Annotated in this window: 23 protein-coding genes and 1 tRNA gene; 14 read left to right on the top strand and 10 right to left on the bottom strand. The window is 61.5% G+C overall.

From position 1 onward, the window contains the following. The first annotated feature begins 11 nt into the window (after positions 1 to 11). The gene (locus ACRTG1_RS12330) at positions 12 to 2,327 is read left to right on the top strand and encodes an NADP-dependent malic enzyme (RefSeq protein WP_206546296.1); all 2,316 of its coding nucleotides are present in this window, start codon (positions 12 to 14) and stop codon (positions 2,325 to 2,327) included. Between the two features lie 199 nt (positions 2,328 to 2,526). Beyond that, positions 2,527 to 3,627 (top strand): DUF2865 domain-containing protein, encoded by a 1,101-nt coding sequence (locus ACRTG1_RS12335; protein WP_432516372.1) that lies wholly within the window; start codon positions 2,527 to 2,529, stop codon positions 3,625 to 3,627. On the opposite strand, the gene gltX is transcribed toward ACRTG1_RS12335, so the two are convergent. Then, complete coding sequence (gene gltX, locus ACRTG1_RS12340; RefSeq protein WP_432516373.1) at positions 3,545 to 4,918, bottom strand: glutamate--tRNA ligase; 1,374 nt, start codon at positions 4,916 to 4,918, stop codon at positions 3,545 to 3,547. The two genes, ACRTG1_RS12335 and gltX, sit on opposite strands and share 83 nt — an antisense overlap. Before the next feature lie 49 nt (positions 4,919 to 4,967). Beyond that, positions 4,968 to 6,185: an MFS transporter gene (locus ACRTG1_RS12345; protein WP_432516374.1), complete on the bottom strand. Its 1,218-nt coding sequence runs from the start codon at positions 6,183 to 6,185 to the stop codon at positions 4,968 to 4,970. A gap of 162 nt (positions 6,186 to 6,347) precedes the next feature. Here ACRTG1_RS12345 and ACRTG1_RS12350 point away from each other — a divergent pair, with 162 nt between their 5' ends. From ACRTG1_RS12350 to ACRTG1_RS12360, 3 genes are read left to right on the top strand one after another with little or no spacing between them, the layout of a single operon-like run. Then, a complete protein-coding gene (locus ACRTG1_RS12350) occupies positions 6,348 to 6,662 on the top strand; it encodes an ArsR/SmtB family transcription factor (protein ID WP_113155380.1) in 315 nt (104 codons plus the stop codon). Beyond that, positions 6,659 to 7,015 (top strand): SRPBCC family protein, encoded by a 357-nt coding sequence (locus ACRTG1_RS12355; RefSeq protein WP_113155381.1) that lies wholly within the window; start codon positions 6,659 to 6,661, stop codon positions 7,013 to 7,015. The genes ACRTG1_RS12350 and ACRTG1_RS12355 overlap by 4 nt, the downstream gene beginning before the upstream one ends. 40 nt (positions 7,016 to 7,055) lie before the next feature. Then, positions 7,056 to 7,676, top strand: a complete 621-nt coding sequence (locus ACRTG1_RS12360) for an ATP-dependent Clp protease proteolytic subunit (protein ID WP_206546300.1) — start codon at positions 7,056 to 7,058, stop codon at positions 7,674 to 7,676. Positions 7,677 to 7,805: 129 nt separating this feature from the next. On the opposite strand, the gene ACRTG1_RS12365 is transcribed toward ACRTG1_RS12360, so the two are convergent. From ACRTG1_RS12365 to rpiA, 8 genes are all read right to left on the bottom strand, one after another. Beyond that, positions 7,806 to 9,491, bottom strand: coding sequence for an NAD+ synthase (locus tag ACRTG1_RS12365; protein ID WP_432516375.1), 1,686 nt, complete (start codon positions 9,489 to 9,491; stop codon positions 7,806 to 7,808). An 85-nt stretch (positions 9,492 to 9,576) separates the two neighbouring features. Further along, positions 9,577 to 10,170 carry a hemerythrin domain-containing protein gene (locus ACRTG1_RS12370; RefSeq protein ID WP_206546302.1) on the bottom strand — a complete coding sequence of 198 codons (594 nt, stop codon included), beginning with the start codon at positions 10,168 to 10,170 and terminating at the stop codon, positions 9,577 to 9,579. Next, positions 10,167 to 10,598 (bottom strand): GFA family protein, encoded by a 432-nt coding sequence (locus ACRTG1_RS12375; protein ID WP_297559782.1) that lies wholly within the window; start codon positions 10,596 to 10,598, stop codon positions 10,167 to 10,169. The genes ACRTG1_RS12370 and ACRTG1_RS12375 overlap by 4 nt, the downstream gene beginning before the upstream one ends. A 100-nt stretch (positions 10,599 to 10,698) precedes the next feature. Next, complete coding sequence (locus ACRTG1_RS12380; RefSeq protein WP_206546304.1) at positions 10,699 to 12,075, bottom strand: class II 3-deoxy-7-phosphoheptulonate synthase; 1,377 nt, start codon at positions 12,073 to 12,075, stop codon at positions 10,699 to 10,701. A 154-nt stretch (positions 12,076 to 12,229) separates the two neighbouring features. Continuing rightward, the gene (locus ACRTG1_RS12385; protein ID WP_206547465.1) at positions 12,230 to 12,811 is read right to left on the bottom strand and encodes a gamma-glutamylcyclotransferase family protein; all 582 of its coding nucleotides are present in this window, start codon (positions 12,809 to 12,811) and stop codon (positions 12,230 to 12,232) included. Between the two features lies 1 nt (position 12,812). Further along, positions 12,813 to 14,198, bottom strand: a complete 1,386-nt coding sequence (gene gor / locus ACRTG1_RS12390; protein ID WP_432516376.1) for a glutathione-disulfide reductase — start codon at positions 14,196 to 14,198, stop codon at positions 12,813 to 12,815. Positions 14,199 to 14,485: 287 nt separating this feature from the next. Next, positions 14,486 to 15,037 (bottom strand): DUF2059 domain-containing protein, encoded by a 552-nt coding sequence (locus tag ACRTG1_RS12395; RefSeq protein ID WP_432516377.1) that lies wholly within the window; start codon positions 15,035 to 15,037, stop codon positions 14,486 to 14,488. Positions 15,038 to 15,059: 22 nt separating this feature from the next. Then, positions 15,060 to 15,749, bottom strand: coding sequence for a ribose-5-phosphate isomerase RpiA (gene rpiA / locus ACRTG1_RS12400; protein WP_432516378.1), 690 nt, complete (start codon positions 15,747 to 15,749; stop codon positions 15,060 to 15,062). 144 nt (positions 15,750 to 15,893) lie between these two features. Here rpiA and ACRTG1_RS12405 point away from each other — a divergent pair, with 144 nt between their 5' ends. From ACRTG1_RS12405 to ACRTG1_RS12445, 9 genes are all read left to right on the top strand, one after another. Further along, complete coding sequence (locus ACRTG1_RS12405) at positions 15,894 to 16,577, top strand: HAD family hydrolase (protein ID WP_113155391.1); 684 nt, start codon at positions 15,894 to 15,896, stop codon at positions 16,575 to 16,577. Positions 16,578 to 16,656: 79 nt separating this feature from the next. Beyond that, a tRNA-Val gene (locus ACRTG1_RS12410) sits at positions 16,657 to 16,731 on the top strand. Positions 16,732 to 17,046: 315 nt separating this feature from the next. Then, positions 17,047 to 18,525 carry a pyridoxal phosphate-dependent decarboxylase family protein gene (locus ACRTG1_RS12415; protein ID WP_206546309.1) on the top strand — a complete coding sequence of 493 codons (1,479 nt, stop codon included), beginning with the start codon at positions 17,047 to 17,049 and terminating at the stop codon, positions 18,523 to 18,525. 243 nt (positions 18,526 to 18,768) lie between these two features. Further along, the gene (locus ACRTG1_RS12420; protein WP_297559786.1) at positions 18,769 to 20,157 is read left to right on the top strand and encodes a GGDEF domain-containing protein; all 1,389 of its coding nucleotides are present in this window, start codon (positions 18,769 to 18,771) and stop codon (positions 20,155 to 20,157) included. Positions 20,158 to 20,419: 262 nt separating this feature from the next. Beyond that, positions 20,420 to 20,626, top strand: a complete 207-nt coding sequence (locus ACRTG1_RS12425) for a hypothetical protein (RefSeq protein ID WP_113156323.1) — start codon at positions 20,420 to 20,422, stop codon at positions 20,624 to 20,626. A gap of 221 nt (positions 20,627 to 20,847) precedes the next feature. Continuing rightward, on the top strand, positions 20,848 to 21,051 hold the full coding sequence (locus tag ACRTG1_RS12430) for a hypothetical protein (protein ID WP_206547462.1): 204 nt from the start codon (positions 20,848 to 20,850) through the stop codon (positions 21,049 to 21,051). Positions 21,052 to 21,164: 113 nt separating this feature from the next. Beyond that, on the top strand, positions 21,165 to 21,650 hold the full coding sequence (locus ACRTG1_RS12435) for a hypothetical protein (protein ID WP_113155395.1): 486 nt from the start codon (positions 21,165 to 21,167) through the stop codon (positions 21,648 to 21,650). 471 nt (positions 21,651 to 22,121) lie between these two features. Further along, entirely contained in the window at positions 22,122 to 23,924 is a 1,803-nt protein-coding gene (locus ACRTG1_RS12440) for a hypothetical protein (protein ID WP_432516379.1), read from the top strand. 168 nt (positions 23,925 to 24,092) lie between these two features. Beyond that, complete coding sequence (locus ACRTG1_RS12445) at positions 24,093 to 26,066, top strand: type I secretion protein (protein ID WP_432516380.1); 1,974 nt, start codon at positions 24,093 to 24,095, stop codon at positions 26,064 to 26,066. Positions 26,067 to 26,086 lie beyond the last annotated feature (20 nt).

Consider the following 26,086-nt stretch of genomic DNA (forward strand, 5'->3'; position numbering starts at 1 on the left):
GGAGCCGCTGGATGTCTTCCAATACCAAGAAACCGCAACGATCCGAATTCGACGAAGCCGCGCTCTTCTTCCACAGCCACCCCATGCCGGGGAAGCTGGAGATCCAGGCGACCAAGCCGCTCGGCAACCAGCGCGATCTGGCGCTTGCCTATTCTCCGGGCGTTGCCGCTCCCTGCATGGCCATCCATGACGATCCGAGCACGGCGGCAGACTACACCGCCCGCGCCAATCTCGTGGCCGTGGTTTCCAATGGTTCGGCGGTGCTCGGCCTCGGCAATATCGGCCCGCTTGCCTCCAAACCCGTGATGGAGGGCAAGGCGGTCCTCTTCAAGAAGTTTGCCGGCATCGATGTTTTCGACATCGAAATCGATGCGCCGGAAATCGACCGGATGGTGGAAACCGTCGCAGCACTCGAGCCGACCTTCGGTGGCATCAACCTTGAGGACATCAAGGCTCCGGAGTGTTTTGAGGTCGAGGAACAGCTCAAGGCGCGCATGGGCATTCCGGTGTTCCATGACGACCAGCACGGAACCGCGATCATTGTTGCCGCGGCCGTCATGAACGGGCTGGAGCTGGCCGGCAAGGACATTGCCAAGGCGAAGATCGTTTCCTCCGGTGCAGGCGCTGCCGCGCTTGCCTGTCTCAATCTGCTGGTCTCGCTGGGTGCGAAGACCGAGAATATCTGGCTCACCGACCGCCACGGCGTCGTCTATGAGGGCCGGAAGGAAGAGATGGACCGCTGGAAAGCGCCCTATGTGAAGGATACGGACGCCCGCAAGCTTGCCGAAGTGATCGGCGGAGCGGATGTGTTCCTGGGCCTCTCGGCGGCCGGTGTCCTGAAGCCGGAAATGCTGGCTGACATGGCTGAAAAGCCACTGATCCTGGCGCTTGCCAACCCCGTTCCCGAGATCATGCCGGACGTGGCGCGCGAAGCGCGGCCTGACGCCATGATCTGCACCGGGCGTTCGGACTTCCCGAACCAGGTGAACAACGTCCTGTGCTTCCCCTACATCTTCCGTGGGGCGCTCGATGTGGGCGCAACCGCGATCAACGAGGAAATGAAGCGCGCCGCCGTGAAGGCGATTGCGGGCCTTGCACGCGAAGAACCTTCCGATGTCGCAGCGCGCGCCTATTCGGGCGAGACGCCGATCTTCGGACCCGACTTCCTGATCCCCTCGCCTTTCGACCCGCGGCTTATCCTGCGCATTGCGCCGGCGGTTGCCGAAGCGGCGATGAAGAGTGGCGTCGCGGCGCGGCCCATCGAGGACATGGACCAGTATCTGGACCGGCTGAACCGCTTCGTGTTCCGCTCCGGCCTGGTGATGAAGCCTGTCTTCTCGGCCGCCAAGGGTGCGGGCACCAAGCGCGTCATCTATGCGGATGGCGAAGATGAGCGCGTGCTGCGCGCAGCCCAGGTGGTGATCGAGGAAGGCATTGCCGAGCCCATCATCATCGGCCGCCCGCACGTGGTGGAAACGCGCCTCAAGCGCTATGGCCTGCGCATTCGTCCGGGCGAAGACTTCTCCATCATCAACCCGGAAGACGATCCGCGCTATCGCGACTATGTCGATATGCTGGTGCAGCTTGCCGGCCGTCGTGGCGTGACGCCGGAGGCCGCACGCACCTTGGTGCGCACCAATACCACGGTGATCGCCGCCATCGCCATGATGCGTGACGAGGCCGACGCCATGATCTGCGGTCTGGAAGGGCGTTTCGAAAAACACCTGCGCTATGTCGACATGATCATCGGCAGGCGCGAGGGCGTGCGCGATCTCTCCACCCTCTCCATGCTGATCTCGCAGTTCGGCGTGACCTTCTTCACCGACACCTATGTCACGCTCTGCCCGTCGGCTTCCGAGATCGTGGAAACGACGATCCTGGCTGCGGAGGAAATCCGCCGTTTCGGCATCGAGCCGAAGGCGGCGCTGCTGTCGCATTCGAACTTCGGGTCGCGCGATTCCGAAAGCGCCATCAAGATGCGCGAAGCGGCGCTGACGCTGAAGCGCGTCGCGCCGGACCTGGTGTCCGAAGGCGAGATGCATGGCGATTCCGCGCTCTCGGAAGTGCTGCGCCAGCGTGTCTATCCGCAGGCCGCTCTTTCCGGTGAGGCCAATCTTCTGGTCTTCCCGAGCCTGGATGCAGCCAACATCACCCTGACCACGCTCAAGGTGATGACCGACGCGCTGCATGTCGGCCCAATCCTTCTCGGCACCGCCATGCCGGCGCATATTCTCACGCCGTCCGTCACGTCGCGCGGTGTTGTGAACATGACCGCGCTGGCGGCCGTCGAGGCGCTGCAGAAGAGCAAGGCCATCATGACAAGCTGATTGCGGAAAAGTCGCAATTTTAGTTGTCACGGATCAAAATTTCGCGATAGAGTTGCATTTCTAACCGTAACTTAACTTGATTGGCGCATCTTCGCGCCAATCAGCCGGTGGTGTCTCGGAAACCAGTGCGGTTTTGGAGGCCTGTGAGCGTGGAATGAGTATCCCCACTCTGACCGGCGCTGTTTGAACGGTACGAGTGATGTATCTGCGCGGCAAAAACCTGTTCTGTTTGATGCTTGTGGCTGTCATGAGCATGGTCGGCATGGCTGCAACCATTGCAGACGCCGAGGCGAAGTCGCGCACATGCAGGAAGCTTGAAACACAGCTCGCCGCAGCCTCTGGCGGATCGTCCAGCAAAGCCAAACGCTACGATCGGGCAATTGCCAAACAGAAGAAAGAACTCGGCGTCGTTCGCGCCCGGCTCAGTAAGATGCGATGCGGGTTCGCCATTTTCGGGGATAATGCCCGGCAATGCGCGCAACTCAACAGATCTGCCGCCCGTATGACGCAGAACATTGCCGAATTGCGGCGTCAGCGGGGCTGGAAGGGTGGTGGTTCTCCTGGCCAGCGCTCTCGAATCCGCGCCGCGCTCAAGGCAAACAATTGCGATGCAAAAACGGCATCCCGGGCTCGCAAGGCCAAGAAGGCGGCAAATTCGGGCACCACGAGCTCCCGGAAGCTGCGTCGCCCTGGCACGGTCTTCCAGACCATGTGCGTTCGCACGTGTGACGGATACTATTTCCCGATCTCGTTTTCAGTCTCGAAAGACAAGTTCTCACGAGATGCCGAGACATGCACGGCCCGGTGCCCGGGCGCAGAAGTGGCGCTTTACGCGCATGACGTGCTGAACGAAGAAGCCGAAAACATGATCTCGGTCGCGGACGGCACGCCGTATCGGGAGTTGCCCAAGGCTTTCAGCTACCGTGAAAACGGGGTCTCGAAAGCCGCGTGCGGCTGTCGCAAGGACAGGAATTTCACGATTGTTGCCGGCCAGAGAGCGGTCGAATTGCAAGGCTTCGCCCGCGGTGAACCGTGGCAGGAACCGGAAATGAAAGAGGAATTTCCGGCCAGTGAAGCTGCCAGCGCAAAGGAAACGAGCTTCTACATTGCAAAGGCGCCAGAACGAAAACCGGTAGACAGCGCTGGCGATGCATCAGCGCTTCAGCAGGGTCCTAACCCGGCGCGGTCGCTCGACGACGAGGCCGAGCAGCGCCGTGTCAGGATAGTCGGGCCAGCGTTTCTTCCCGACCCAAAAGGGGCAATAGACCTGCGAGCTCCGGCCCCTGCTCCCGCCCCGTAAGGGCAATCCGCAGCGGCATGAAGAGGCCCCGGCCCTTGCGGCCCGTCTCCGCCTTCACGGCGCCCGTCCATGCGCGCCAGGTCTCGACGTCCCATGGCTCCTGCGGGAGATGCTTCCCCGCCTCGCGAACAAAGTCACGATCCTCGTCCAAAAGAACGGCATCCTGAGCAGGTTTCACGCGAAGGATGCTCCACCAGTCAGCCGCCTCAGCGACCGTCTCCACATTGCCGCGCACGGCAAGCCAGAAGGCTTCTGCATCGTCTCCGGCAATACCAAGACCCGCCAGCCGCTCTTTCACATCGCCGAACGTCATGGCCTGAATGAGATGCCGGCTGAGACCTGAAAGCTCTGCCGGGTCGAACCTGGCAGCCGATTTCGATGTGGAAGTGGGGTCAAACAGCGCCGCCAGTTCATCCATGGATGCGGCAGCCGTTACGTTTTCCGACGTGCCGATCAGGACGGCCAGCGACGCCACCGCCATGGGTTCGATGCCGCTTTCACGAAGGCTCGCCACGGAAAGTGCGCCTGTGCGCTTGGAAAGCCCTTCGCCAGAAACCGTGGTCAGAAGATTGTGGTGACCGAAGGCCGGCGGCTCAGCGCGCAGCGCCCGGAACAGCGCAATCTGCGCGCCAGTGTTGGTGACGTGATCGTCACCACGGATGATGTGCGTGACGCCGAGATCAATGTCATCGACCACGGAAGGAAGCGTATAGAGATAAGTGCCGTCGCCGCGAATGAGGACGGGATCGGACATGGAAGCCAGATCGACCGTCTGCGGCCCGCGCACCACATCGTCCCAATGCACCTCGGTGCGGCTGGTCACGAAGGGATCGTCTTCGAAATTGGGCAGGAGGAAGCGCCAGTGCGGCTTGCGGCCCTCGGCTTCAAGCGCAGCCTTCTCCTCATCGGTAAGTTTCAGCGCCTCGCGGCCATAGACGGGCGGCAGACGGCGCGACAGGCGGATCTTGCGCCGGCGCTCCAGCTCTTCGGGAGTCTCGTAGCAGGGGTAGAGAAGGCCTGCGGCCTTCAGCTTTTCAGCGGCGGCGTCATAGCGATCAAAGCGCGCCGACTGGGCGACCGTCTGATCCGGCTCGATGCCAAGCCAGGTGAGATCGCGGGCAATGCCTTCGGCATATTCCTGTCGCGAGCGCTCCACATCCGTGTCGTCGAAACGCAGGATGAAACGGCCGCCATGCTTCTTCGCATAGAGCCAGTTGAAAAGCGCGGTGCGGGTGTTGCCGATATGGATGTGGCCGGTCGGAGACGGCGCGAAACGAACGGTGACTGTCATGCCTGCGGGCGTAGCCAAAAGTGCCGCAGCTGGCAAGAAGAACGTGGCCTCAGGCCCCTTTCAGCCGCGCGCTCAGAGAGCGCGAGACAAAGAAAAGAACCACGCATGCCGCAAGGCAATAGACGCCCATCACGCTGATCTGCAGCGGGTAGCTCACGCCACGGTCGATCAGGAAGCCGGTAATGCCCGGCCCCATCGCCGTGGCGAAGACCATGATGGCGACCGTCAGCGCGCGAATGGAGCCCAGATGCCGGATGCCATAGACTTCTGGCCACAGCGCACCGAACAGGGTGGACGAGAAGCCGTAGGACACACCCATAAGCCCCATGAAAGCGAAGGCGCTCCACTGGGCCTCACTGCCTGCCAGAATGAGACAGGCAGCCCCCAGCGGGATCAAGAAGCCGGGCAGAAGCGCGACAGCGGAGAAACGGTCAATCAACTGGCCCGAGATCAGCGCAAAAATGACCGTCATGGACGCCATGAAGGTGAAGGAAGATGCAAACACCTCCAGCGACCAGCCACGCAGATCCACCAGATAGATCTGATGGAAGAAGATGGTGGTGCCGATGAAGCCCGGCGCCATGACGCCGAGCAGCAGAAGATAGAAAACCGGATCGCGCACCACCTCGCCGCGCGTCCAGTCACGCACGGTGCTGCGGCGGGATACCGGATCGCTGTCGCGCGGGGCGCGCTCAACAGCGATCAGGCCGGTGATGACCGGTAGTGCGAAAACGAGCAGCAGGGCTGCGGCGATGAACCAGCTGTTGCGCCAGCCGACGACGGCTGCAACAGCAACGAAAGCGAGCGGCAGGATCGCCTCACCCACATTGTGCCCGAGCGTGGCGACGGAGACCGCACGGCCGCGCTGGGCAGAAAACCAGCGCCCCATGGCGGTCAGCGAATTGTGGGTCATCATCCCCTGCCCGAACAGGCGCAGCATGTAGATGGTGACCACCAGGACGATGATGGAATGCGACAGCGCCATCGATACACAGGCGAGCGCCAGAAGCGGGATGATGATGAAGGTGACCGTTCGCGCCGAGTGGCGGTCAACGATCTGGCCAAGCTTTGGCAGGGTGAACGCGCTGGCGAGCGTCGCCAGCATGTAGAGCGCGCCGAACGCCCCGTGGGACAGATCATATTCAGCGCGGATATCGCCTGCCGAGAGTGAGATGAAGAAGGTCTGCCCGAAAGAAGAAAACAGCGTGAGCAGGAAGCCGCCCGCAAGCCAGCGCGCATTTTCGCGAAGAAAGACGAGATAGGACATCGACGAACTCTGGAGCTTGGCGGCGCGCGCCGTGGGAAGACCGCGAAAGCGGCTTGGGTGCATCGTAGACGCAGGCACAAATATCGCAATGGCCGCGATGGCCCCATGAAATGCGCCAGAAGCCCCTTGCGTAAAACATAAGAATCGACTTATCTATTGCGCATGACAGAAACGGATATCTTCAAGGCGCTGGCCGACCCGACCCGCCGGCACATGCTGGAACGGCTGAGTGCTGGCGAACGCAACGCGACAGAGCTGCGCGAAGGGCTCGCCATGTCACAGCCGGCGATCTCGCAGCATCTGGCCGTGCTGCGCAGCGCGGGCCTGATCGAAGAGGAAAAGAGCGGCCGGCAGATGCGCTACCGCATCCGGCCCGACGGGCTCGCCCCGGTGGTCGACTGGCTCGCCCGCTATCGCGCCTTCTGGCCCGAACGGGTCGACAGGCTCAAAACGCTGCTCAGGGAGATGGACCAGTGAGCGACGCGAACGACGAAAAGACGAACGAAAACATCGTTCTGGAGTATGTTCTGGAATCATCGCCGGAGAAGGTCTGGCGTGCCCTCACCATTCCCGAACTGGCGGCAAGCTGGCTCGGCGAACCCGGCGACGGCGAGACATCGCCCGCCTATGAGATGGTGGACGAAGAGCCCTGCTCGCGTGTTCGCTATGCCTGGCGCGACCGGAACACCGACGCGCCGGATACGCTGGTCACCTTCGAGATCAGCCCCGCCCCCGGCGGGCACACGCATTTTCGTCTGACGCACAGCGCCAGCACGTTGCCGCGCATGGCCGCCAATGCCAATGGAGTGCCGATGGCGCGCGCCGCCTGACGCCCACGCAAACCGACATCGACAACAAAGGAGATCGCGCATGCGCGAAACGATGGCGCTCGTCCCCATGGTGGTGGAGCAATCGCCGAAAGGCGAACGCTCCTTCGACATCTTTTCAAGGCTCCTGCGGGAGCGGATCATCTTTCTGAATGGCGAGGTGAACGACGACTCGGCTGCACTGATCTGCGCGCAGCTTCTGTTTCTGGAATCGGAGAACCCGGAGCGGGAAATCTCATTCTACATCAACTCGCCGGGCGGCGTGGTGTCGAGCGGCTTTGCGATCTACGACACGATGCGCTTCATCAAGAGCCCGGTGGCGACCGTGTGCATGGGCACCGCCGGTTCGATGGGATCATTCCTCCTGATGGGCGGAGAAGCCGGCCGGCGCGCCGCACTCGCCAATGCAAGCATCGTTCTGCATCAGCCCTCCGGCGGCTTTCGCGGCCAGGCATCCGACGTACAGCGCCATGCCGAGGATATCCTCAAACTGAAGCGGCGGCTGATCGGGCTTTATGCGCATCATTGCGGGCGCACGGAAGACGAAGTGGAGCGCACGCTCGACCGCGATTTCTTCATGACCGCGCAGGAAGCCTGCGACTGGGGGCTGGTGGACCGGGTCTACTCAACGCGGGCGGAACTGGAAAACGAAAGAGAGCGATAGAAACGGGAAAAGACAGTAGAAACAGCACTCTGCACTTCATCCCGAACTCAATCTGCGAATAGAAATGCGGCCCGCATCGGTCTGGTGCGAGCCGCATAAAAATTCAGAAAGCAATTTCGAAACAGAGCCTTACGAACGGTCCCTGAATCTGTTCGTGATCGGATAGCGGCGGTCGCGCCCGAAATTCTTCTTCGTGATTTTGACGCCAGGCGCTGCCTGCCGGCGCTTGTACTCGGCGATGTAGAGAAGATTCTCGATGCGATGCACCGTGTCGCGGTCATGGCCGCGCGCGACGATGGCGTCGACGCTCATCTCGCCTTCCACCAGACATTCCAGAATATCGTCGAGCACCGGATAGGGCGGCAGGGAATCCTGATCCGTCTGGTCGGGGCGCAGCTCTGCCGAGGGCGCCTTGTCGATGATGTTCTGCGGGATGACCTCGCCGGATGGACCGAGCGCGCCGGGCGGCACAGTCGTGTTGCGCCACGCCGACAGGGCGTAGACCTGCATCTTGTAGACATCCTTGATGGGATTGAACCCGCCATTCATGTCGCCATAGAGCGTCGCGTAGCCGACCGACATTTCCGACTTGTTGCCAGTGGTGACGACCATGGAGCCGAACTTGTTGGAGACGGCCATGAGGATGGTGCCACGGGTACGGCTCTGAAGGTTCTCCTCCGTCACCCCTTCATTGGTGCCCTCGAAGAGCGCGGCAAGCGCACTCGAAAAGCCCTCGACCGGCTCTGAGATCGGCACGATGTCATAACGGCAGCCGAGCGCGCGGGCGCAATCCTGCGCATCCTTGAGCGATTCCTCGGACGTGTAGCGGTAGGGCAGCATGATGCAGCGCACCCGTTCCTCGCCCAGCGCATCAACGGCAAGCGCCGCGCAGATCGCGGAATCGATGCCGCCGGACAGGCCCAGCACCACATTCTTGAAGCCGTTCTTGTTCACATAATCGCGCAGGCCCAGCATGCAGGCGCGATAATCGGCCTCTTCTGCCTCCGGGATCTTCGAAAGCGGGCCGTCGTCGCAGCGCCACCCCTCGCCATCCCGCTTCCATGTGGAGATGGAAACGGCTTCCTCGAATTCGCTCATCTGGAAGGCCAGCGACTTGTCGGCCTGAATGGCGAAGGATGCGCCATCAAAGACAAGCTCGTCCTGACCGCCAAGCTGGTTGGCGTAGAGGATCGGCAGGCCGCTCTCGATCACTTGACGGATGACCACCTGGTGGCGCACCTCGACTTTACCCCGATAATAGGGAGAGCCGTTGGGCACCAGAAGCATCTCCGCGCCGGATTCGGCCAGCGTTTCGCACACATCGAGATTGCCCCAGATGTCCTCGCAGACAGGAATGCCGATGCGAATGCCGCGGAAATTGACCGGTCCCGGCATGTCCGGCCCCGGCTGGAAGACGCGCTTTTCGTCAAATTCGCCGTAATTGGGCAGGTCCAGCTTGTAACGCTCGGCGATCACCTCACCACCATCCAGCACCATGACCGCATTGTGCAGACCGCTCTTGCGCTTCAACGGAACGCCGATGATGACACCGGGGCCGCCGTCCTTCGTCTCTTCGGCGAGTTCCCGCACCGCGCGCTCGCACGCTTCAACGAAGGCAGGCTTCAAAACCAGATCTTCCGGCGGGTAGCCGGCGATAAACAGTTCGGTGAACAGGACCAGATCGGCGCCATGACGGGCAGCATCCGCGCGTGCTTCACGCGCCTTTGCCAAATTGCCAGCCACATCGCCCACAACCGGATTGAGCTGGGCGGTGGCGATGCGCAGAATATCGGGAGAGGCAGGTTTGGGGGCCATGACGTTCCTGTTCAATGGGCGAGAACTGCTTGGACTTCAAAGCGTTTAGCCTTTGCATCCCCTGCTTGCAACACGCTGCCGGGGATCAGAGGCTGACGCCAAGCCCCTCCTCACTGCGGTCTAGAATGAGCGGGATGATCAGATCCTCTTCATCGTCCAGATGCCGCAGAAGCATGGCAAGCAGCGCCTCGTTCTCGCGCGCATAGGCGTCGGCGGCAAAACGCTGGCGATCCTGATCGGCCTGAAGCGCCTGAAGGAACGCGGTTCCTGCCTGCGCATTGCGCTCCAGCGCGTCATGGATGACGTGATGATCGCTGTCCAGAAGATCGAAGCCGTGTTTCATCCGCGCCTCCGCAGCGGCGAAGACCGGAAAGTAATGCATATCCTCGATCTGGTGGTGGCCATTGAGCTGCTGCAGGAAGAAGCGAAGGCGGGGCGCAAACCAGCCGGCGAACTCACGCGGCGCGAGACGCCCTTCCCTGTAATCGCCCATGCTGGTCTTCAACATGCCGCCAAGTTCGCGAAACATGTCGTGCCGTTGCAGCCAGAACTGCGCCATCTCGCCGAGATTGGGATGGGTGGGCCAGACCTCGCGCGGGTATTTTTCCACGAGATAGCGCAGATCGGCAGGCAGACCGGGGCGCGTATCCAGCCTCAGCGTTTCGGGCAATTCGGTCATTCCTGTGCATCACTCCCGGCAACGATAATATCGGGACTGCCGCGCGCATGCTGCGGCAACCCGTCGGCGATAGCATAGAAATCGCCTTTTCCGGCCACGAAAATATGACGTTCCGCCGCAAGGCCGGATGGCAGATCGAACGCGCCGGCAAGGATGGAAACCCGGTCTGCGCCGTCCCGCTTCCAGAAAAGCGCAGAGCCGCAGGTTTTGCAGAAACCGCGCTTGGCAAAACCGGATGCCGCATACCAGGTGAGACTGTCTTCACCCTCAATGGCAAGGTTACAGACATCCACATCGGTGGCGGCGTAATAGAGCCCGGTCTGCTTGCGGCACTGCGAACAATGGCAATAGACGACGCCACGCAGCGCGCCCTCAGTGTGAAAACGGACCGCGCCACAAAGGCACGATCCGTCATGTCGTTCAGTCATGGCATCCCTCCGAAACCAGTCGAACCGTTTCGGAACCATGATATCAGCCGCGCGCCGCAACAGGCATCGCGAAAGCCTGAACCCAGGGTTCAGGCCAGCTTCACGCGTTGGCGACCTTGTCTGCCGGCAGAGCCTCACGGTCCTTTTTCAGGAGTTCAGCCACCAGGAAAGACAGTTCGAGCGCCTGATCGGCGTTGAGACGCGGGTCGCAATGGGTGTGGTAGCGATCCTGCAACTCCTCGTCGCGGATGGCGCGCGCGCCGCCCGTGCACTCGGTGACGTTCTTGCCGGTCATCTCCACATGCAGACCGCCCGGATGCGAGCCTTCGGCGCGGTGCACCTCGAAGAAGGTCTGAACCTCCTTGAGAATGCGGTCGAAGGGACGCGTCTTGTAGCCGGCAGCAGTGACGGTGTTGCCGTGCATCGGATCGCAGGACCAGACGACCTTGCGCCCTTCCTTCTCCACCGCGCGGATGAGCTTGGGCAGGTAGTCGCCCACCTTGTCCGCACCAAAGCGGGCGATCAGGGTGAGACGGCCCGGCTCGTTTTCCGGGTTCAGAATGTCGATCAGTTCAAGCAGACCATCCGGCGAAAGCGAAGGACCGCATTTGAGGCCGAGCGGGTTCTTGATGCCACGGCAGTATTCCACATGCGCATGGTCGGGCTGGCGGGTACGGTCGCCGATCCAGATCATGTGGCCGGACGTGGCGTACCAGTCGCCGGAGGTGGAATCGACGCGCGTGAGCGCCTCTTCGTAACCGAGAAGCAAGCCCTCATGGCTGGTGTAGAAATCCGTCTCGCGCAGCGCATGCGTGCTTTCACCGGTGATGCCGATGGCGCGCATGAAATCGACCGTCTCGGAAATGCGGTTGGCCAGTTCCTGATAACGCTCAGCCTGCGGGCTGTCGGACAGGAAGCCCAGCATCCACTTGTGAACGTTGTCCAGATTGGCGAAACCGCCCTGCGCGAAAGCGCGCAGCAGATTCAGGGTCGCTGCCGACTGGCGATAGACCATTTCCTGGCGCGCCGGATCGGGAATGCGCGAGCTCTCCTCGAACTCAATGCCATTGATGATGTCGCCGCGGTAGCTCGGCAGAACCACATCACCCTTGGTCTCGTTGTCGGAGGAGCGCGGCTTGGCGAACTGACCGGCAATGCGGCCAACCTTCACCACGGGCTGCGAGCCAGCATAGGTTAAGACGACGGCCATCTGCAGGAATGCGCGGAAGAAGTCGCGGATATTGTCCGCGCCATGCTCGGCAAAGCTCTCGGCGCAATCGCCGCCCTGCAGCAGAAAACCGTTGCCCTCGGCCACGGCAGCGAGCTGTTTCTTGAGCTTGCGCGCCTCACCTGCAAAAACGAGCGGCGGATACGTGGCCATGCGTGCCTCGACCTCGGCCAGGGCGGCGGCGTCCGGATAAGCCGGAACCTGCAGGATAGGCTTGTTTCTCCACGAATTCGGCGACCACTTCGTCATCTTGCTTACTCGACAGTTGCTATAGGATCATGCCCTCTATCCGCTCAAAACTCCAAGACGGATACTGGAAGGCCATCTCCTTAACCAAAGGATGCGCCCGATACTAGCCCGCAATTGTGGCGGACAGGAAACACCGGCGCACGAAAAATGCATTTCATTCGATTTTTTGCATTAAAATTGCATCGAACAGGCTCTTTTCTTCATCGCTGAGCACCACCGCACGCGGGTAGGTTGGCGTCTTGCGATCAGCAAGAATTTCCGCGTCAAACCCTTCGGTCTCGGAGACGAAGCGCTCGACGCCGGAACGGCCATATTCGCGCAGGAATCCCTGAAGCACGGCGTCGAGATAGGATTGGATGATTTCAAGCCGAACGGGCGCATGAACCAGGTTCGCTTCATAGACGTGAAGCGGGCAATCGGCGGGCAAGTCCGCCGAAAGCTCAAGGTCTGCTGGCGCAAGCGACACGCGCTGATAGCGCTCTTCGCGCAGATCGACCGCCGGCAGGTTTTCCGCCCGGTCAATAACCAGGAGCCCGTCGATGACGGATGCCGGATCGCGCCGCACGCTCAGAAGCGCGCGGCTGCTTTCTTCGTCACGACGCACCCAGTGGCGTCGCCAGCCTTTCAGGCGCGCAGGCAGCGCGTCGACGATCTCGGTGCGGTGGGTGTCGCGATTGACGAGCGACCCATAACCGAAATAGGCGACCAGAGCGCCTTCACCCGCACGCCTGTCCATGTCAGCCGACCCGCTCGCCCTTCTCGACGCGATAGGTCGGCGCGTACATGGTCACAAGCTCCTCGGCGGCGGAGGGATGCACGGCCATGGTGCGGTCGAAATCGTCCTTCGACAGGCGCGCCTTCAAGGCGATGCCCAGAAGCTGCGCCATCTCGCCGGCATCCGGACCCATCACATGAGCACCGATCACGCGGCGGCTGTCGCCATCGACAACGAGCTTCATGAGCATCTTTTCCTGACGGCCAGACAGGGTGTGACGCATGGGGCGGAAGCTGGCGCGATAGATCTCGAGCCTGTCGAAACGCTTCGCGGCCTCATCTTCGGAGAGGCCCACAGTGCCGATCTCGGGCTGCGAAAACACGGCCGTGGCGATCATGTCATGATCGACCTCGGTCGGGTTGTTCCGGTACTCGGTCTCGATGAAGCACATGGCCTCTTGGATCGCGACCGGGGTGAGCTGCACGCGGTTGGTGACGTCGCCCAGCGCCCAGATGTTGTCGACATTGGTGCGCGAGTAATTGTCGACCGGGATCTCGCCGCCCTTGCCCGTCTCCACACCGGCAGCCTCAAGCCCGAGACCTTCCGTGTTGGGCAGACGGCCAATGGCCAGCATGACCTGGCTTGCCTCGATTGCCTTGCCCGATTTCAGATGCACCAGAAGATCGCCCTCGCCGCGCTTTTCGACCTCGGTCAGCACGTCATGGCACAGGATCTTGATGCCCTTCGCTTCCATCGTGGCGTGAAGTTCGCGGCGCAGATCCTGATCGAAACGCGACAGGATTTCCTTGCCCCGGTAAACGAGCGTTGTGTCGACGCCCAGGCCATGGAAGATGTTGGCGAACTCGACGGCGATATAGCCGCCGCCCTCGATGACGATGGCCCTGGGCAGTTCCGCCAGATCGAAGGCTTCATTCGAGAAGATGCAATGTTCGTGGCCGGGAAGCGCCAGATGCGGGTTGGGACGACCACCGACAGCGATGATGATCTTGTCAGCCGTCACGCGCCTGCCCCCTACGTCGAGCGTATGGCGATCAACCAGCGCGGCGCGGGCTTCGATGATCTCGGCCCCGGCATTTTCCAGCCCCTTGCGGTAAAGCCCTTCAAGCCGCGTGATTTCGCGTTCCTTGTTGGCGACCAGCGTCTTCCAGTCGAAAGTGGCTTCCGGCACCGTCCAGCCATAACCGGCGGCATCCTCGAAATGCTCGGGAAACTGCGAGGCATAGACATAGAGCTTTTTCGGGACGCAGCCACGAATGACGCAGGTGCCGCCGAAACGGTACTCCTCGGCCACGGCGACGCGCTTTCCAAGCCCCGCCGCCAGACGCGCAGCACGCACGCCGCCCGATCCGCCACCAATGACAAAGAGATCGTAATCGAATTCGCTCATCTTCTGATCCTCGCCCCCCAGGGCCTTGCGGAGCGCGTCTCGAAAGCGAATTGCGCCCCTATCGCAAACATGCGGCGCCAACGCGTGGCGCCCGAACCTTACGGTGATCCAGAGCATCGGACCGAAAAGTGGCATCCGGTTTTCGGGTTGTTCCGATGCCCCATCGATCGTCCAGATCGTCCGTTGTGCGTCCGGATGGACGCGCAGCGATCCAGAGGTAGAAACCGCCGCACAAGAATAAAAGCCCGGTGCGACGACCGGGCTCTAACTGTTTCGTGATCGAAAGCTTACTGGGCCGGGGCGGCTTCGCCCTCGCCGGCAGCAGCTCCGCCACCGGTCGCCTGGGCGGCGGCCTGGATCTGCTCGCCGACCGTCTGCGCCAGATCGCGGGCAATGCCGCGACGCCAGATCTCGCCGGCCTTGAGCACTTCGCGGGTCACGATGGGACCGTCCTCAATCAGCTTACGACCGGTGGGCGAATCGTAAAAATTCGCGATCTCGGTCAGCTCCTGCTCGGTGAACACGCGGGCATAGGCCTGAGCGGCCTCACGCTCGAGATCCACACGGCGGGTTGCAAGCTCGATGGCTTTCTCGTCCACCGTGGCGTTGATGAGCGCCACCAGATCCGGGTTCTTGCGGATCAGCTCGGACTTCAGCGCGGCGGCGGCCTGCGGCAGCACGCCATCGAAATCGTCGGTCGCGTGAATCGCATCGATTGCGGAACGCGCCGCAGCAAGATGCGAAGCGGAAATGTCCTGCGCGTTGGCAGGAGCGAATGCGAACGTCATCGCCACGGCTGCAGAGGCAGCGGCAAGGCGCATGCGGGTTGCCAGGTTCATGTGTTTCTCACTCCATTCTTGTTCATGCGGCCCCGACGGTTCGCACCTGACCGTCTCCCGCCACGAAGGCGGTGTCGGCAAGGTCGAGAAACAGGCCATGTTCAACAACGCCGGGTATGGCGTTCAAGGCGATTGCCAATGCTCTTGGATCGGGAATGCGGCCAAAAGATGCATCGACGATGAGATGTCCACCATCGGTCACAAAGGGTTTGCCATCGCGCTCACGAACCGCAAGCGGTCCTTCAAGCCCAAGCTCTTTCGCAACCTTTTCAATGGCCACCACGGTGGCGCGCAGACCAAACGCGTTGACCTCGATGGGCAGCGGGAAGCGACCGAGCGATTCGACCATCTTGGTCTTGTCGGCGATGACGATCATGCGCTGCGAGGCAGCAGCCACGATCTTTTCGCGCAGGAGCGCGCCGCCACCGCCCTTGATGAGGCCGAGTTCCGGGCCGATCTCGTCGGCGCCGTCGATGGTGAGGTCGAGTTCAGGCGTTTCGTCCAGCGTGGTCAGCGGCACACCGAGTTCTTTACAGAGCGCAGCCGTGCGTTCCGACGTCGGCACACCGATGACGGAAAGCCCGCCAGCGACCCGCTCGGCCAGAACGCGCACGAATTCCTCGGCAGTCGATCCGGTGCCGATTCCCAACCGCATTCCATCCTGCACCTGGCCCAATGCGGCACGCGCCGCCTCGATCTTCAATTCACGCATATCAGCCGACAATTTAGCCCCCGGTCCGTTCTGAGCGGTTCCTAACCCGTTTTACCGCTCCCCGCAATGCAAGGCACATAAGCGGCATACCTTGCCTAGACCTGCACTGCGCGCTATCCCAAGATTATTCAAGAAGGGGACAACATGTCAGCGCCAATCATCGTTTTCGACCTCGACGGCACGCTCGTGGATACGGCACCCGACCTGCTCGACAGCCTCAACCACTGCCTTGCAACCGTCGACATGGAACCGGTGAAAAGCGAAGACATCAACCGCATTGTCGGTTTTGGCAGCCGCGTGATGATTGAACGCGCCTTCGCGCTGCGCCAGCGGCATCTTGCGGAAGGCCAGCTCGACGCGCTGCAGGCCATCTTCCTCGACCACTATACGGCCAATGTTCCCGGCCGCTCAAAACCGTTCCCCGGCGCGATCGAAGCCATCGAACGCTTTCAGGCTGCGGGATACACGACCGCCGTTTGCACCAACAAGCTTGAAGGCATGTCGCTCTCGCTTCTCGAGGCGCTGGGCGTGATCGGTCATTTCAAGGCAATCTGCGGCGGCGACACGTTTCCGATGCGCAAGCCCGATCCGGGCCACCTTCTGCGCACCATCGCCATGGCCGGGGCCGACCCGGAGCGTGCCGTGATGGTGGGCGATTCGCGCACCGACATCGACACTGCCAAGGCGGCCGGCATTCCCGTCATTGCAGTCGACTTCGGCTATACGGACCGCCATGTCAGCGCATTCGAACCGTCCCGCGTCATCTCGGGGTTCGACGAACTGACTGTCGAGATGGCCGAGAGCCTGATCGCCGCCACGGCATCCTGAAATCAGTTTCGAAAGCCCGCTTGACACCCGGCCACCCCGCCCCTTATATCCCGGCTCGCTTGACGAAGCTTTCGTCAACGGGCGCGTAGCTCAGCGGGAGAGCACACCCTTCACACGGGTGGGGTCGCAGGTTCAATCCCTGCCGCGCCCACCATCAACACTCCAGACGATGTCTTGGTTTTGTTGATGGAATTGCATTGAAGCGAATGCACGACAAACATCACGTTTCAGCATAGCAAAGCATGAGAGCGAAACACGACTTCCCTGCTCGTGGAACGCATTCTCCCTGCCAGGCTCCTTGAAGCCGACACGCTCCCGATTCCGAAGATCCGTTCACTCAGCGACTGCGTTCGTGCCCAGCCCGCAAACGCCGGGATCTTGCAAGTCACGCATACCGAAAACCGTGGTAAGCTCCTGCCTGACGTTGGGTACGGAAAACGGTCAGTGACTTCGACGAGGAGTGTTCACAATGGACCAAGCCAATAGCCAAATCCGCGAAGAAACTCTGGATCCGAACGACTGGGAGGCGCTGCGTCAGCTGGGCCACCAGATGATAGACGACGCAGTGGCGCATATCAGGAACGTGCGTGACCGCCCGCTCTGGCAGGAAATGCCCCCTGCCGTTCGAGAAGCCTTTGCCTCCCCTCTCCCGAAAGACCCCGCTCCTGCGGCAGAACTCTATCAGGAGCTGCAGGAAATCCTGATGCCCTACCCGATGGGCAACATCCACCCCCGATTCTGGATGTGGTTCATGGGTTCGGGCAGCCTGACCGGTGCGCTTGCCGAATTCCTCGCTGCGGTCGACGGTTCGAACCTCGGGGGTGGCAACAACGCGGCGGCCCTGATGGATCGGCAGGTGGTGGGATGGCTCAAGACACTGATGGGCTTCCCCGCCGATGCGAGCGGCACGCTGGTGAGTGGCGGGTCAATGGCCAACATCATCGGCCTGACCGCTGCCAGAAACGCCATGGCGGGCGGCGATGTCCGGGCGAACGGCGTTGCCCAACTTGAAAAACCGCTGAGGTTCTATGCCTCAGACCAAGTCCATAGCTGTCACCAGAAAGCCGTCGAACTGCTTGGTCTCGGCAACAACGCCCTGTGCCGGGTGCCAACCGGTCCCGACTACCGGATCAATCTGGACGCGCTGGCGGACTGTATCGCCCGGGACCGCGCGGCAGGCTTTCTCCCGGCCTGCGTCATCGCCACCGCCGGCACGGTCAATACGGGGGCGATAGACGACGTAAACGGCCTCAGGACACTTTGCACGCGCGAGGGTCTTTGGCTGCATGTTGACGGGTGTATCGGCGCGCTCATCGCGATTGCTCCGCAAAACCATGGGCTCGTGGACGGGATCGGAGAAGCAGATTCACTTGCTCTCGATCCCCACAAATGGCTGCATGTGCCCTTCGAAGCCGGCTGCGCGATCATCCGGGATGCATCGGTCCATCGCGGCACCTTCGCGTTGCACCCGGAATATCTCGAGGAGAAAACACGCGGCATCGCGGCCAGTGAGTTCCTGCACGACTATAATTTACAAACCTCCCGCGGCTTCCGCGCCCTGAAGGTCTGGCTGACACTGAAGGAGCACGGCAGTGAGAAGTTTGGCCGTCTTATCGATCAAAACATCGCGCAGGCGGCATATCTGGCGCGACGCATAGAAGAGGCCGCGAAGCTCGACCTCATTGTGGCGCCGACCGTTAATATCGTCTGCTTCCGCTACGATCCGGGCGGGATGACGGAGGCCGCGCTGCGAGATCTGAACGTCGAGATCATGCTGCGCCTGCAGGAAGCAGGCATCGCTGCCATTTCGGACACGACAGTCTCCGGCAAGCATTGTCTGCGTGTGGCGATCTGCAATCACAGGACGACGACCGGGGATCTGGAGATGTTTTTGCAACAGGTCATCGAGCTTGGTGAGCTTGTTGGTCTTCAAAAATCTGGTTCGTAGCGTTTTCGGACAAGAAGACAGCTGCTTGAGTGAATGGCCTTCTGGGACCGACTAGCAGCGGCTCCGCGCCCCTCGCGGCCACCTTACGCACCGTCCTGCCAGAGCACCTGCATGCGCATGTCGGGCAACACGGGAATTGGGCCTGTACGTGGGCAAGATTGTCCCACCTCCCCATCATCGCTTGATTCCTTCAGGGTGCAACGTAAAGGGGAGCCGACGAAAGATTCGACGGGGGTTTGAGCGATGAACGGTCGGGCCGGAGTGCTGGGATGGCTTTCCTCCAGTGAAGACGAACGCGAGGCGGCTCGCAGCACGATTGTTCGTATCGTTCATCAGGAGGCCGACGCGCTGGTGGCCGCCTTCTACGAAGTCTTCCTTGGCGACACCCAGAGCGCCCAGTTTCTCAGCCACAATGTCGTGCAGGACAGGCTGCGCCACTCGCTGCGCAAATGGCTTCTCGCACTGGTGGAATTCGATCCGCTGGCCGACATTGAGGCTTTTGAGCGCCGGCAGATCGAGATCGGCGAAGTGCACGCCCGCCTGAACATCCCCAACAATCTCGTTATGGAGGGCACGACCCTCATCAAAACGAAGGTCGCAGACAAGATTGCCACCGCCGGCAATCACAGCCCGTCCGCCTTCCATGCGATCATCCTGTTCAACGAGGTCGTGGATTACGCAATCAGGCTCATGAGCACGGCCTACATGTCGGGCGCGAACCGGCGAACCAAGACGGAAGAGGCCTTTCGCATCTTCTCGCTCGGTCAGGACATCAACCTGGAACGCGAAACCCAGCGCGCCGCGCTCATGGAATGGAGCCATTCTGTGCTCTTATCCATGCTCGGCAATGAGAGCGAGCCGTCTCACAACAGTTTTGCGGCCTCGCCATTCGGCCTCTGGATCCGCCACCGTGCGGCAGTGCTGTTTCAGGGATCGCCACTGCTCGATAAGATCCAGCATCTCATCCGCGAAGTGGATACCGAGATCCTGCCGAACATTTCGAGCAGTCAGCCGGCATCACTGGTGATGTTTCAGCGGCGCATCGACGAAATCAAGTTTCTGCTCAACGACCTGTTCAAGCTCGCAGCCGGCGTTGAGAACGGGCGCGATCCGCTGACGCAGACGCTGAACCGGCGCTTCCTGCCAACGGTTCTCGGGCGCGAAATCAGCCTGTCGAAGAAGGCAGGCACGCCACTGAGCGTGCTCATGGTCGACCTGGACCACTTCAAGACCGTCAATGATCGCTTCGGTCATCCGGCCGGTGACGCGGTTCTGAGCCAGACGGCGGAAACGATCCTCAACAATGTCCGTGCGACCGACTTCGTCTTTCGCTATGGCGGCGAAGAGTTTCTGATCGTACTGGTCGAGACGGCGGAGAGCCAGGCCCAGGCTCTGGCGGAGCGCATCCGCACGGAACTGACGAAAACGCCCATATCCGTGGCCGAAACCGAAAGCATCAAGGTCACGGCTTCCATCGGCGTTGCCGCCTATGAGGGCCATCCGGACTACGAATATCTGATCAATGCTGCAGACGCCGCCCTCTATGCGGCAAAGCAGAATGGCCGCGACTGCGTCGTGGTCGCCGGAGACGAAAGCGGCACGTCCGCACTTTCTGCGTCCGGCCAAGGGTAATCCGTCCAGCTTGAGGCAAAAAGGCGCACGGGTTTGACTTCCGGGCGCCAGTGTCCGACATGTCAGTCATGCTCACCCACGACCGTCATAGACCGCGTTTTCTAAAGGGCAGCCGCAAACCCGGCTAGTTGCCTGACGCCACTACCTGCGAAGGCAAGAGCGGCGTCAGGATTATTCCACCCAAAACACGATCTGGACACAGCACGATGCCGCAGCCCCGCTGCGCGCGTCTGCGATCCTTTGCGAATTGAAGGAATGCAAAGTGAGCTTCAAATACAGTTTCACCTTTCCCATCGAAGGCCCCAACAAGCTCTCGCGGTTCAAGAGCTGGCTCGAGAAGAACGCGCCTGGCGTCGCCGTTTCCCTGCCCCCGCAGGTGCCCTCGAAAAGCACGTCGCTGACCGTGCGCGTCAGTTCCGTCGCCGACCGGGACATCCTGCTCAGGAACCTTGACGGGGCCTCGATCTAAGCCATGGGGCCGGCGTCGCCATCACTGGCGGCGCTGGTCCGCGCTACAGGCGTCCCGGACCGCACCATGGCGGTCCGGGATGTTTCGAAAACGAACCAAGGTCGTTCAGCTATTTAAAATTTTACTATTATCCTATTGTTTTTACTCATCTCTCTTTCATCAGAATCAACGATGCCTCTGCCGGTGAGCATTGTGACTTAACCCGATGAAGGAGACGGGACTTGAAAGACCGCTACGAGACCATCCTCGACCCTTCAAACCTCTGGACCGTCTGGGACAACTTAACCAACGAGCCGGCGGTGATCGGCATGACCATCGTTGCCGGCATCACCCAGTCCGAGGCCGAGGACGCCTGCTATGTTCTCAACGAAGTGGAGAAACGGCGGCGCAGCAGAGAAGAGCGCAGGCACGCCGCGAATTCCTGAAACATTCACTGAGACAGGCGCACGTGCCGCAGATTGCGCCACATCCGGGCTTTCCTGCTTCAGAATATCGTCCTATTCGGGAACGGAACGATCCGATTCCCGAAGAGGACATCATGAACCGCACCGCATCCGCCTTTTTGCTTGTCGCCGTACTGACGGGCCTTCTTGTCGCGCTCAGCTTCGCGCTGCGGATCAAGGGATACGGTTTCGGCACGCTCGGCATCGAGCGCCTCGACGGTCTGGCCAATGCCGCCAGCTTCATCCCGCTGGCAGCGCTTTACGCGTTCGCAGCCATGCTCGTGACAATCCTCCCCATCCGCGCAGCAGCCGTGGTTCACGCCAATGGCACAACACCGGTCTACTCAACGGCGCTGGTGCTTCTGGCAACCATTGTGGGCGTACAGGTCGCGCGCTTCGCCTTCGGCAATAATTCAGCGCTGTGGACGCTGATTGACTGGCAGTTCATCTTCGCCGCCGGCATCATCGTCGCGCATCTGTCGCTCGATACGCTGCGCCGCAACGTCCTTCTGCGGACGCTGGCATTCATCGGCTTCACGATCGCCACCCTCGCCTGCCTCTACTGGACGTTCCGCTTCTAGAACCGCCGCGAATCGCCGCCCGGTCTTGCGCGCCGCGTCGGCGCCAGAAGCAGCGTCTCAGCATCACAATCGACGCGTTTCCCCCAAAGATTACTACCCCGCCTCTAATCATTTTTAGGTGGGGGCTGAACCTATGGTGAGGCCTTAAACGGCCCTGCTCCACCGAATTTGCGGGTTTTTAGTCGCCGGTTCACGCACGACAATCCCTCCCGTCGGATAACTCCGAAAGGTCTGCCGCGAGAACTGATCTCGGGTCGCATCAAAGACGCGGGCGGTGGGGATTCGCTTCAGACACACAGGGTCGTCCGAATGAGGGAGGAGTGCATCTCGTTCGACATCCGAACGTGTTTCCGCACTTCAAAGGCGGCCGGATGGCCGCAAAACAGCAGAACCGTGTGAGCACAATATCACCTGAGAGATGAACAGTGATCGTGTCCACACGGTTCTCATTTTGAGGATGAGGACACGATCATGCCCAAACAAAACGGTTTCGGCGTTTTCTTTCCTGGTTGGCCTGGGAACAGCCAGTCGCAGGATCAAGACCAGGATCAGGACCAGCATCAACATCAGGGTGAATGGCAGCATCAGGGCCAGGAACAGACTGCCCTGAACACGGCGGAAAACACGGCCGGCAATGATGCCGACAACAACGCCGACAATGATGCGAACAACACCAGCAACAATACCGGCACGAACGCCGCCAACAACACCGCTGGCAACGCCGCGCAGAACGGTGCGAGCAATCAGGCAGAAAATGCCGCTGGCAATGAAGCCGCCAACGAGGCGGCCAACGCCGCGAGCAATGCGGCGCAGAACTCGGCCACCAACAACGCCACGAACAACACCGATGTGGCGACTGCCGTGGCCACATCCGTCAACACGTCCGTGAATGTCGGCCTCGACGGGTTCATCCCGAGTGATGACGACTTTGCAGATGTGGATGTCTATGACGGCGGTTCGGTCGACCAGCTGTTCATCAATCGCGATGGCGAGATTTCCTACGATCCGGGCGACGACATGACGTTCGAGGACATCCTGAACGACTCGCTCAATGGCGGCGGCAATGACAATGCCTTCGTGATCGGTCAGGTGAACGATCTCGTCGACAATGACACGCTTGAGAACCCGACCGTCTCCAACAATGCCGACTTCAACCAGAACGGCGACGCATCGGGCGGTGACGCCTATGCCGAAGAAGGCATCGTGGCCGGCGGCGACGGTGGCGAAGGCGGCGGCGATGCAGACGCTGACGGCGGTGCTGGCGCTCATGGCTGGGCCGATGGCGGCAACGCCAATGGCGGCGCGACCGATGACGCCAAGGCCTATGGCGGCAACGGCAATGGCGCAGCCGGCGGTTCCGGCGGCACGGCGACCGGTACGGGCCTTGGCCTCGGTGGTCTGGGCGTCGGCGTCGGTCTCGGCGGTGAAGGCGGCTCCGGTGGTGCCGGTGGCGCTGGCGGTGCTGGCGGCATGGGCGGCCTTGGCGGCACGGCAACCGGCGGTGACGGCGGTGAAGGCACCGGCGGCGACGGCGGTGAAGGCACCGGTGGCGAAGGCGGCACCGGCGGAGAAGCCGGCGATGGCGGCGATGGCGCAGCAGCGGCCTCCGCAGCGGCGGCAGCAGACGCAGCAGCGGCTCTGGGCTTTGCAGACGCAGCAGCAGATGCAGCCGCAGCAGCCGCAGCAGCCCCTGGTGGCGATGGCGGCGCAGCAGGCGCTGGCGGCATGGGCGGCACCGGAACAGGTGCGGCAGGGGCTGAAGGCTCCGGCGGCAATGGCGGAACCGGAACCGGCGGCGACGGCGGCATGGGCGGCATGGGTGGCATGGGTGGCACCGGTGGCGCAGCCGACGGCGGCGGCGGCCTTGGTTTCGGCGCAGGTCAGGGCATGGGTATGGGCCTCGGCGCTGCCCGTGGCGGCAATGGAGGTGATGGAGGCGACGGCGCAGGCGGTTGGGCTTCTGCAGTCGGCGGAAACGCCGGTGATGCATGGGCCGGACCGGTCTCAGGCGGCAACGGCGGCGCCGGCGGCATGGGCGGCATCGCAACCACAGGTGCTGGCGGCGCAGGCGGCGCTGGCGGCATGTGGGGCTCCAACAATGGAGATGACGGCTATGTGACCGGAATCTCCGAGGCATCTGCCGATGCCATCGTGGATACGAGCGCCTTCAATCAACAGATCGTCATGGGCGCCAACGTGCTTGGAAACTCCGTGGACACGACAGTGGTCGGCGGCGATCTCAACAGCACGGTTGTCGGCGAAGACGACGCCTGACGGCAAACGAGAATTCCGGCGCCCTGTCCCCCTGGGCGCCGGAACCGGAGGTTTGCGCCTTTCACCCTTCGCCTGACACCCGCAAACCTCCGATCCTTTTTCGGGGCTGTCGACCGGCGATGGCAGAACACGAGGTTACTCGCCAAACCCGCAGCAAGGTAATGCTCCATGCATCTGGACTCCACCACGGAAGCAATCGCCCACTTCATAGGACTGTTCTCGCAGACGGTCGAAGAGGTGCGCATGCGGATGGATTATGTGGAGTTCGATCCGCTTGAAGAGCGAGCGCCGGAGCAGGACGAACTCCTCAACATAAACATCAACATCATCAGCCCCTACCTTTTGAAGGACTACAGCCCGCGGGTGGAATACACGCCGCCTCCGACAGATCAGTTCAGGGAGAAGGTGGTTTCAGCGGTCGCGCACAATCCGATGGCGCTCGACGCCCAGAGCGGTGGCTTTGGCGGCGCGGGCCCGTCTACTGACGCGATCGCCATCAGAACCGGTGCCGAAGCTCCCGCCTTTCCCGAATACCAGCCGCTTGGCTCTCTCGCATGGTATGTGAAGCAGGAAGCGCGGCTCGAAGACAACGATTATCTCAGCATCGGTGATCATGGTCTGGTCATGAGCCAGGTCGGCGATCCCGGCGCAGCCCTTGCAGCACTGATAGGCGCTGCATCCGAATTCCAGCCCTTCAGCCATCTGGACGAACCCGGCTCGGCGGAAGAGATCGGCGATTTCATCATGCACGCGCCGCATCTGGCGGACGCCTTTGCAGATGATTTGCCCGATGGCGCAGACATATTCATCGCCCGCAGCGTGGCTCTCGAGGGGCAGTATGTGAATGGCGAGGCCGTTGAGGAAACGCCGCTTCTTGAAGACCACCTGCCTGATGGCCTGAAGGCGAATGCCAGCGAAGATGACGATGCAGAAACCGACTTCTCGCTCCATGCGAAGATCGAGGTTGAAGCCGGCGGCAATCTTCTGGTCAACGAAGCCATCCTCGTGAACGACTGGTATGGCGCGCCAGTTCTGGCCGTTGCCGGCGACTATGTTCATTTCAACACCATCAGCCAGTTGAATGTCTGGAGCGACAGCGACGCCGTTGGCGGCGCGCTCGAAGGCTGGCAATCGCTCACGGCGCAGCCGACAAAAGCCTTCAACATCGCGACGATGCAGACCATCGACAATCCGCGCCCTGAAACGGCCGGCAATGGCGAGGGCGAACCCGACTTCCCTTCCCACTGGCTGGTGTCGCGGATCGATGGCGACCTTGTTCTTGCAAACTGGGTCAAGCAGGTCAGCTTCGTCGAAGACAACGACATCACGGTGATGTCGGCAACCGGCGGCGGCACCGTGATTGAACTGGGCGGGAATCTGACCGTCAACGTCGCCTCGCTGGCCGAACTGGGCATCTATTACGACCTGATCATCATCGGCGGGAACATCTACAACGCCAACATCATCAGCCAGACGAACATCCTGCTGGATGATGATCTGGTGGGAACGCTCCAAGGTTTCGAAACCAGCGGCGCGGCCTCGCTTTCCACCAGCGGGAACCTGCTCTGGAACGAGGCCTCGATCACCCAATACGGCACCATGTCGTTCGAGGCGCTGCCGCCGTCCTATCTGGAGGCGGCAAACCAGCTGGAGGCAGGCCCGGGCGCAGCTCCGGGCGCCCTGCTCGCCAGCGATGACTTTTCGGGAATGACGAACCTCAAGGTTCTCTACATTTCAGGCGACGTGGTGGACCTGCAATATATCAGCCAGACCAACGTTTTGGGCGATGCCGATCAGGTGGCGCTTGCAAAGGCGGGCGCAGAAGCCAACGCCGATGGCGACTGGAGTGTGTCGACCGGAGGGAATGCGCTGGTCAACCAGGCTGCGATCACCGATGGCGGCGTCAATGCGACGACCTATGCGGGCGGCAACGTCTATTCGGACGAATTGCTGATCCAGGCCGAGCTCATTTCAGACGATACCGGTCTCTACACGCAAAGCGGCGATGCGCTGGTGAACGAGGCGGTGGCATTTCTCAGCGATGACCTGATGGCTCCCGAACAGGATGGCGGGCACTCCGCACCGGATGCGGCAACACCGGATGCGGGTTCGGCAGACGTCATGCAGACCATGCTGGGTTAGCGGATACCGGGGGGAAACGC

It is taken from the genome of Nitratireductor sp. PBL-C9 (assembly GCF_050877045.1).
Lineage (GTDB): Bacteria > Pseudomonadota > Alphaproteobacteria > Rhizobiales > Rhizobiaceae > Nitratireductor > Nitratireductor aquimarinus.

Coding starts and splice junctions, on each gene's coding strand:
- rpiA (WP_432516378.1), bottom strand. CDS start 15,749: ATGCGTGAATTGAAGATCGAGGCGGCGCGTGCCGCATTGGGCCAGGTG.
- ACRTG1_RS12380 (WP_206546304.1), bottom strand. CDS start 12,075: ATGACGAAGTGGTCGCCGAATTCGTGGAGAAACAAGCCTATCCTGCAG.
- ACRTG1_RS12435 (WP_113155395.1), top strand. CDS start 21,165: ATGAACCGCACCGCATCCGCCTTTTTGCTTGTCGCCGTACTGACGGGC.
- ACRTG1_RS12360 (WP_206546300.1), top strand. CDS start 7,056: ATGCGCGAAACGATGGCGCTCGTCCCCATGGTGGTGGAGCAATCGCCG.
- ACRTG1_RS12375 (WP_297559782.1), bottom strand. CDS start 10,598: ATGACTGAACGACATGACGGATCGTGCCTTTGTGGCGCGGTCCGTTTT.
- ACRTG1_RS12350 (WP_113155380.1), top strand. CDS start 6,348: ATGACAGAAACGGATATCTTCAAGGCGCTGGCCGACCCGACCCGCCGG.
- ACRTG1_RS12440 (WP_432516379.1), top strand. CDS start 22,122: ATGCCCAAACAAAACGGTTTCGGCGTTTTCTTTCCTGGTTGGCCTGGG.
- gor (WP_432516376.1), bottom strand. CDS start 14,198: ATGAGCGAATTCGATTACGATCTCTTTGTCATTGGTGGCGGATCGGGC.
- ACRTG1_RS12395 (WP_432516377.1), bottom strand. CDS start 15,037: ATGAACCTGGCAACCCGCATGCGCCTTGCCGCTGCCTCTGCAGCCGTG.
- ACRTG1_RS12335 (WP_432516372.1), top strand. CDS start 2,527: ATGTATCTGCGCGGCAAAAACCTGTTCTGTTTGATGCTTGTGGCTGTC.
- ACRTG1_RS12420 (WP_297559786.1), top strand. CDS start 18,769: ATGAACGGTCGGGCCGGAGTGCTGGGATGGCTTTCCTCCAGTGAAGAC.
- ACRTG1_RS12330 (WP_206546296.1), top strand. CDS start 12: ATGTCTTCCAATACCAAGAAACCGCAACGATCCGAATTCGACGAAGCC.
- ACRTG1_RS12405 (WP_113155391.1), top strand. CDS start 15,894: ATGTCAGCGCCAATCATCGTTTTCGACCTCGACGGCACGCTCGTGGAT.
- ACRTG1_RS12370 (WP_206546302.1), bottom strand. CDS start 10,170: ATGACCGAATTGCCCGAAACGCTGAGGCTGGATACGCGCCCCGGTCTG.
- ACRTG1_RS12365 (WP_432516375.1), bottom strand. CDS start 9,491: ATGGCCCCCAAACCTGCCTCTCCCGATATTCTGCGCATCGCCACCGCC.
- gltX (WP_432516373.1), bottom strand. CDS start 4,918: ATGACAGTCACCGTTCGTTTCGCGCCGTCTCCGACCGGCCACATCCAT.
- ACRTG1_RS12415 (WP_206546309.1), top strand. CDS start 17,047: ATGGACCAAGCCAATAGCCAAATCCGCGAAGAAACTCTGGATCCGAAC.
- ACRTG1_RS12345 (WP_432516374.1), bottom strand. CDS start 6,185: ATGTCCTATCTCGTCTTTCTTCGCGAAAATGCGCGCTGGCTTGCGGGC.
- ACRTG1_RS12385 (WP_206547465.1), bottom strand. CDS start 12,811: ATGGACAGGCGTGCGGGTGAAGGCGCTCTGGTCGCCTATTTCGGTTAT.
- ACRTG1_RS12445 (WP_432516380.1), top strand. CDS start 24,093: ATGCATCTGGACTCCACCACGGAAGCAATCGCCCACTTCATAGGACTG.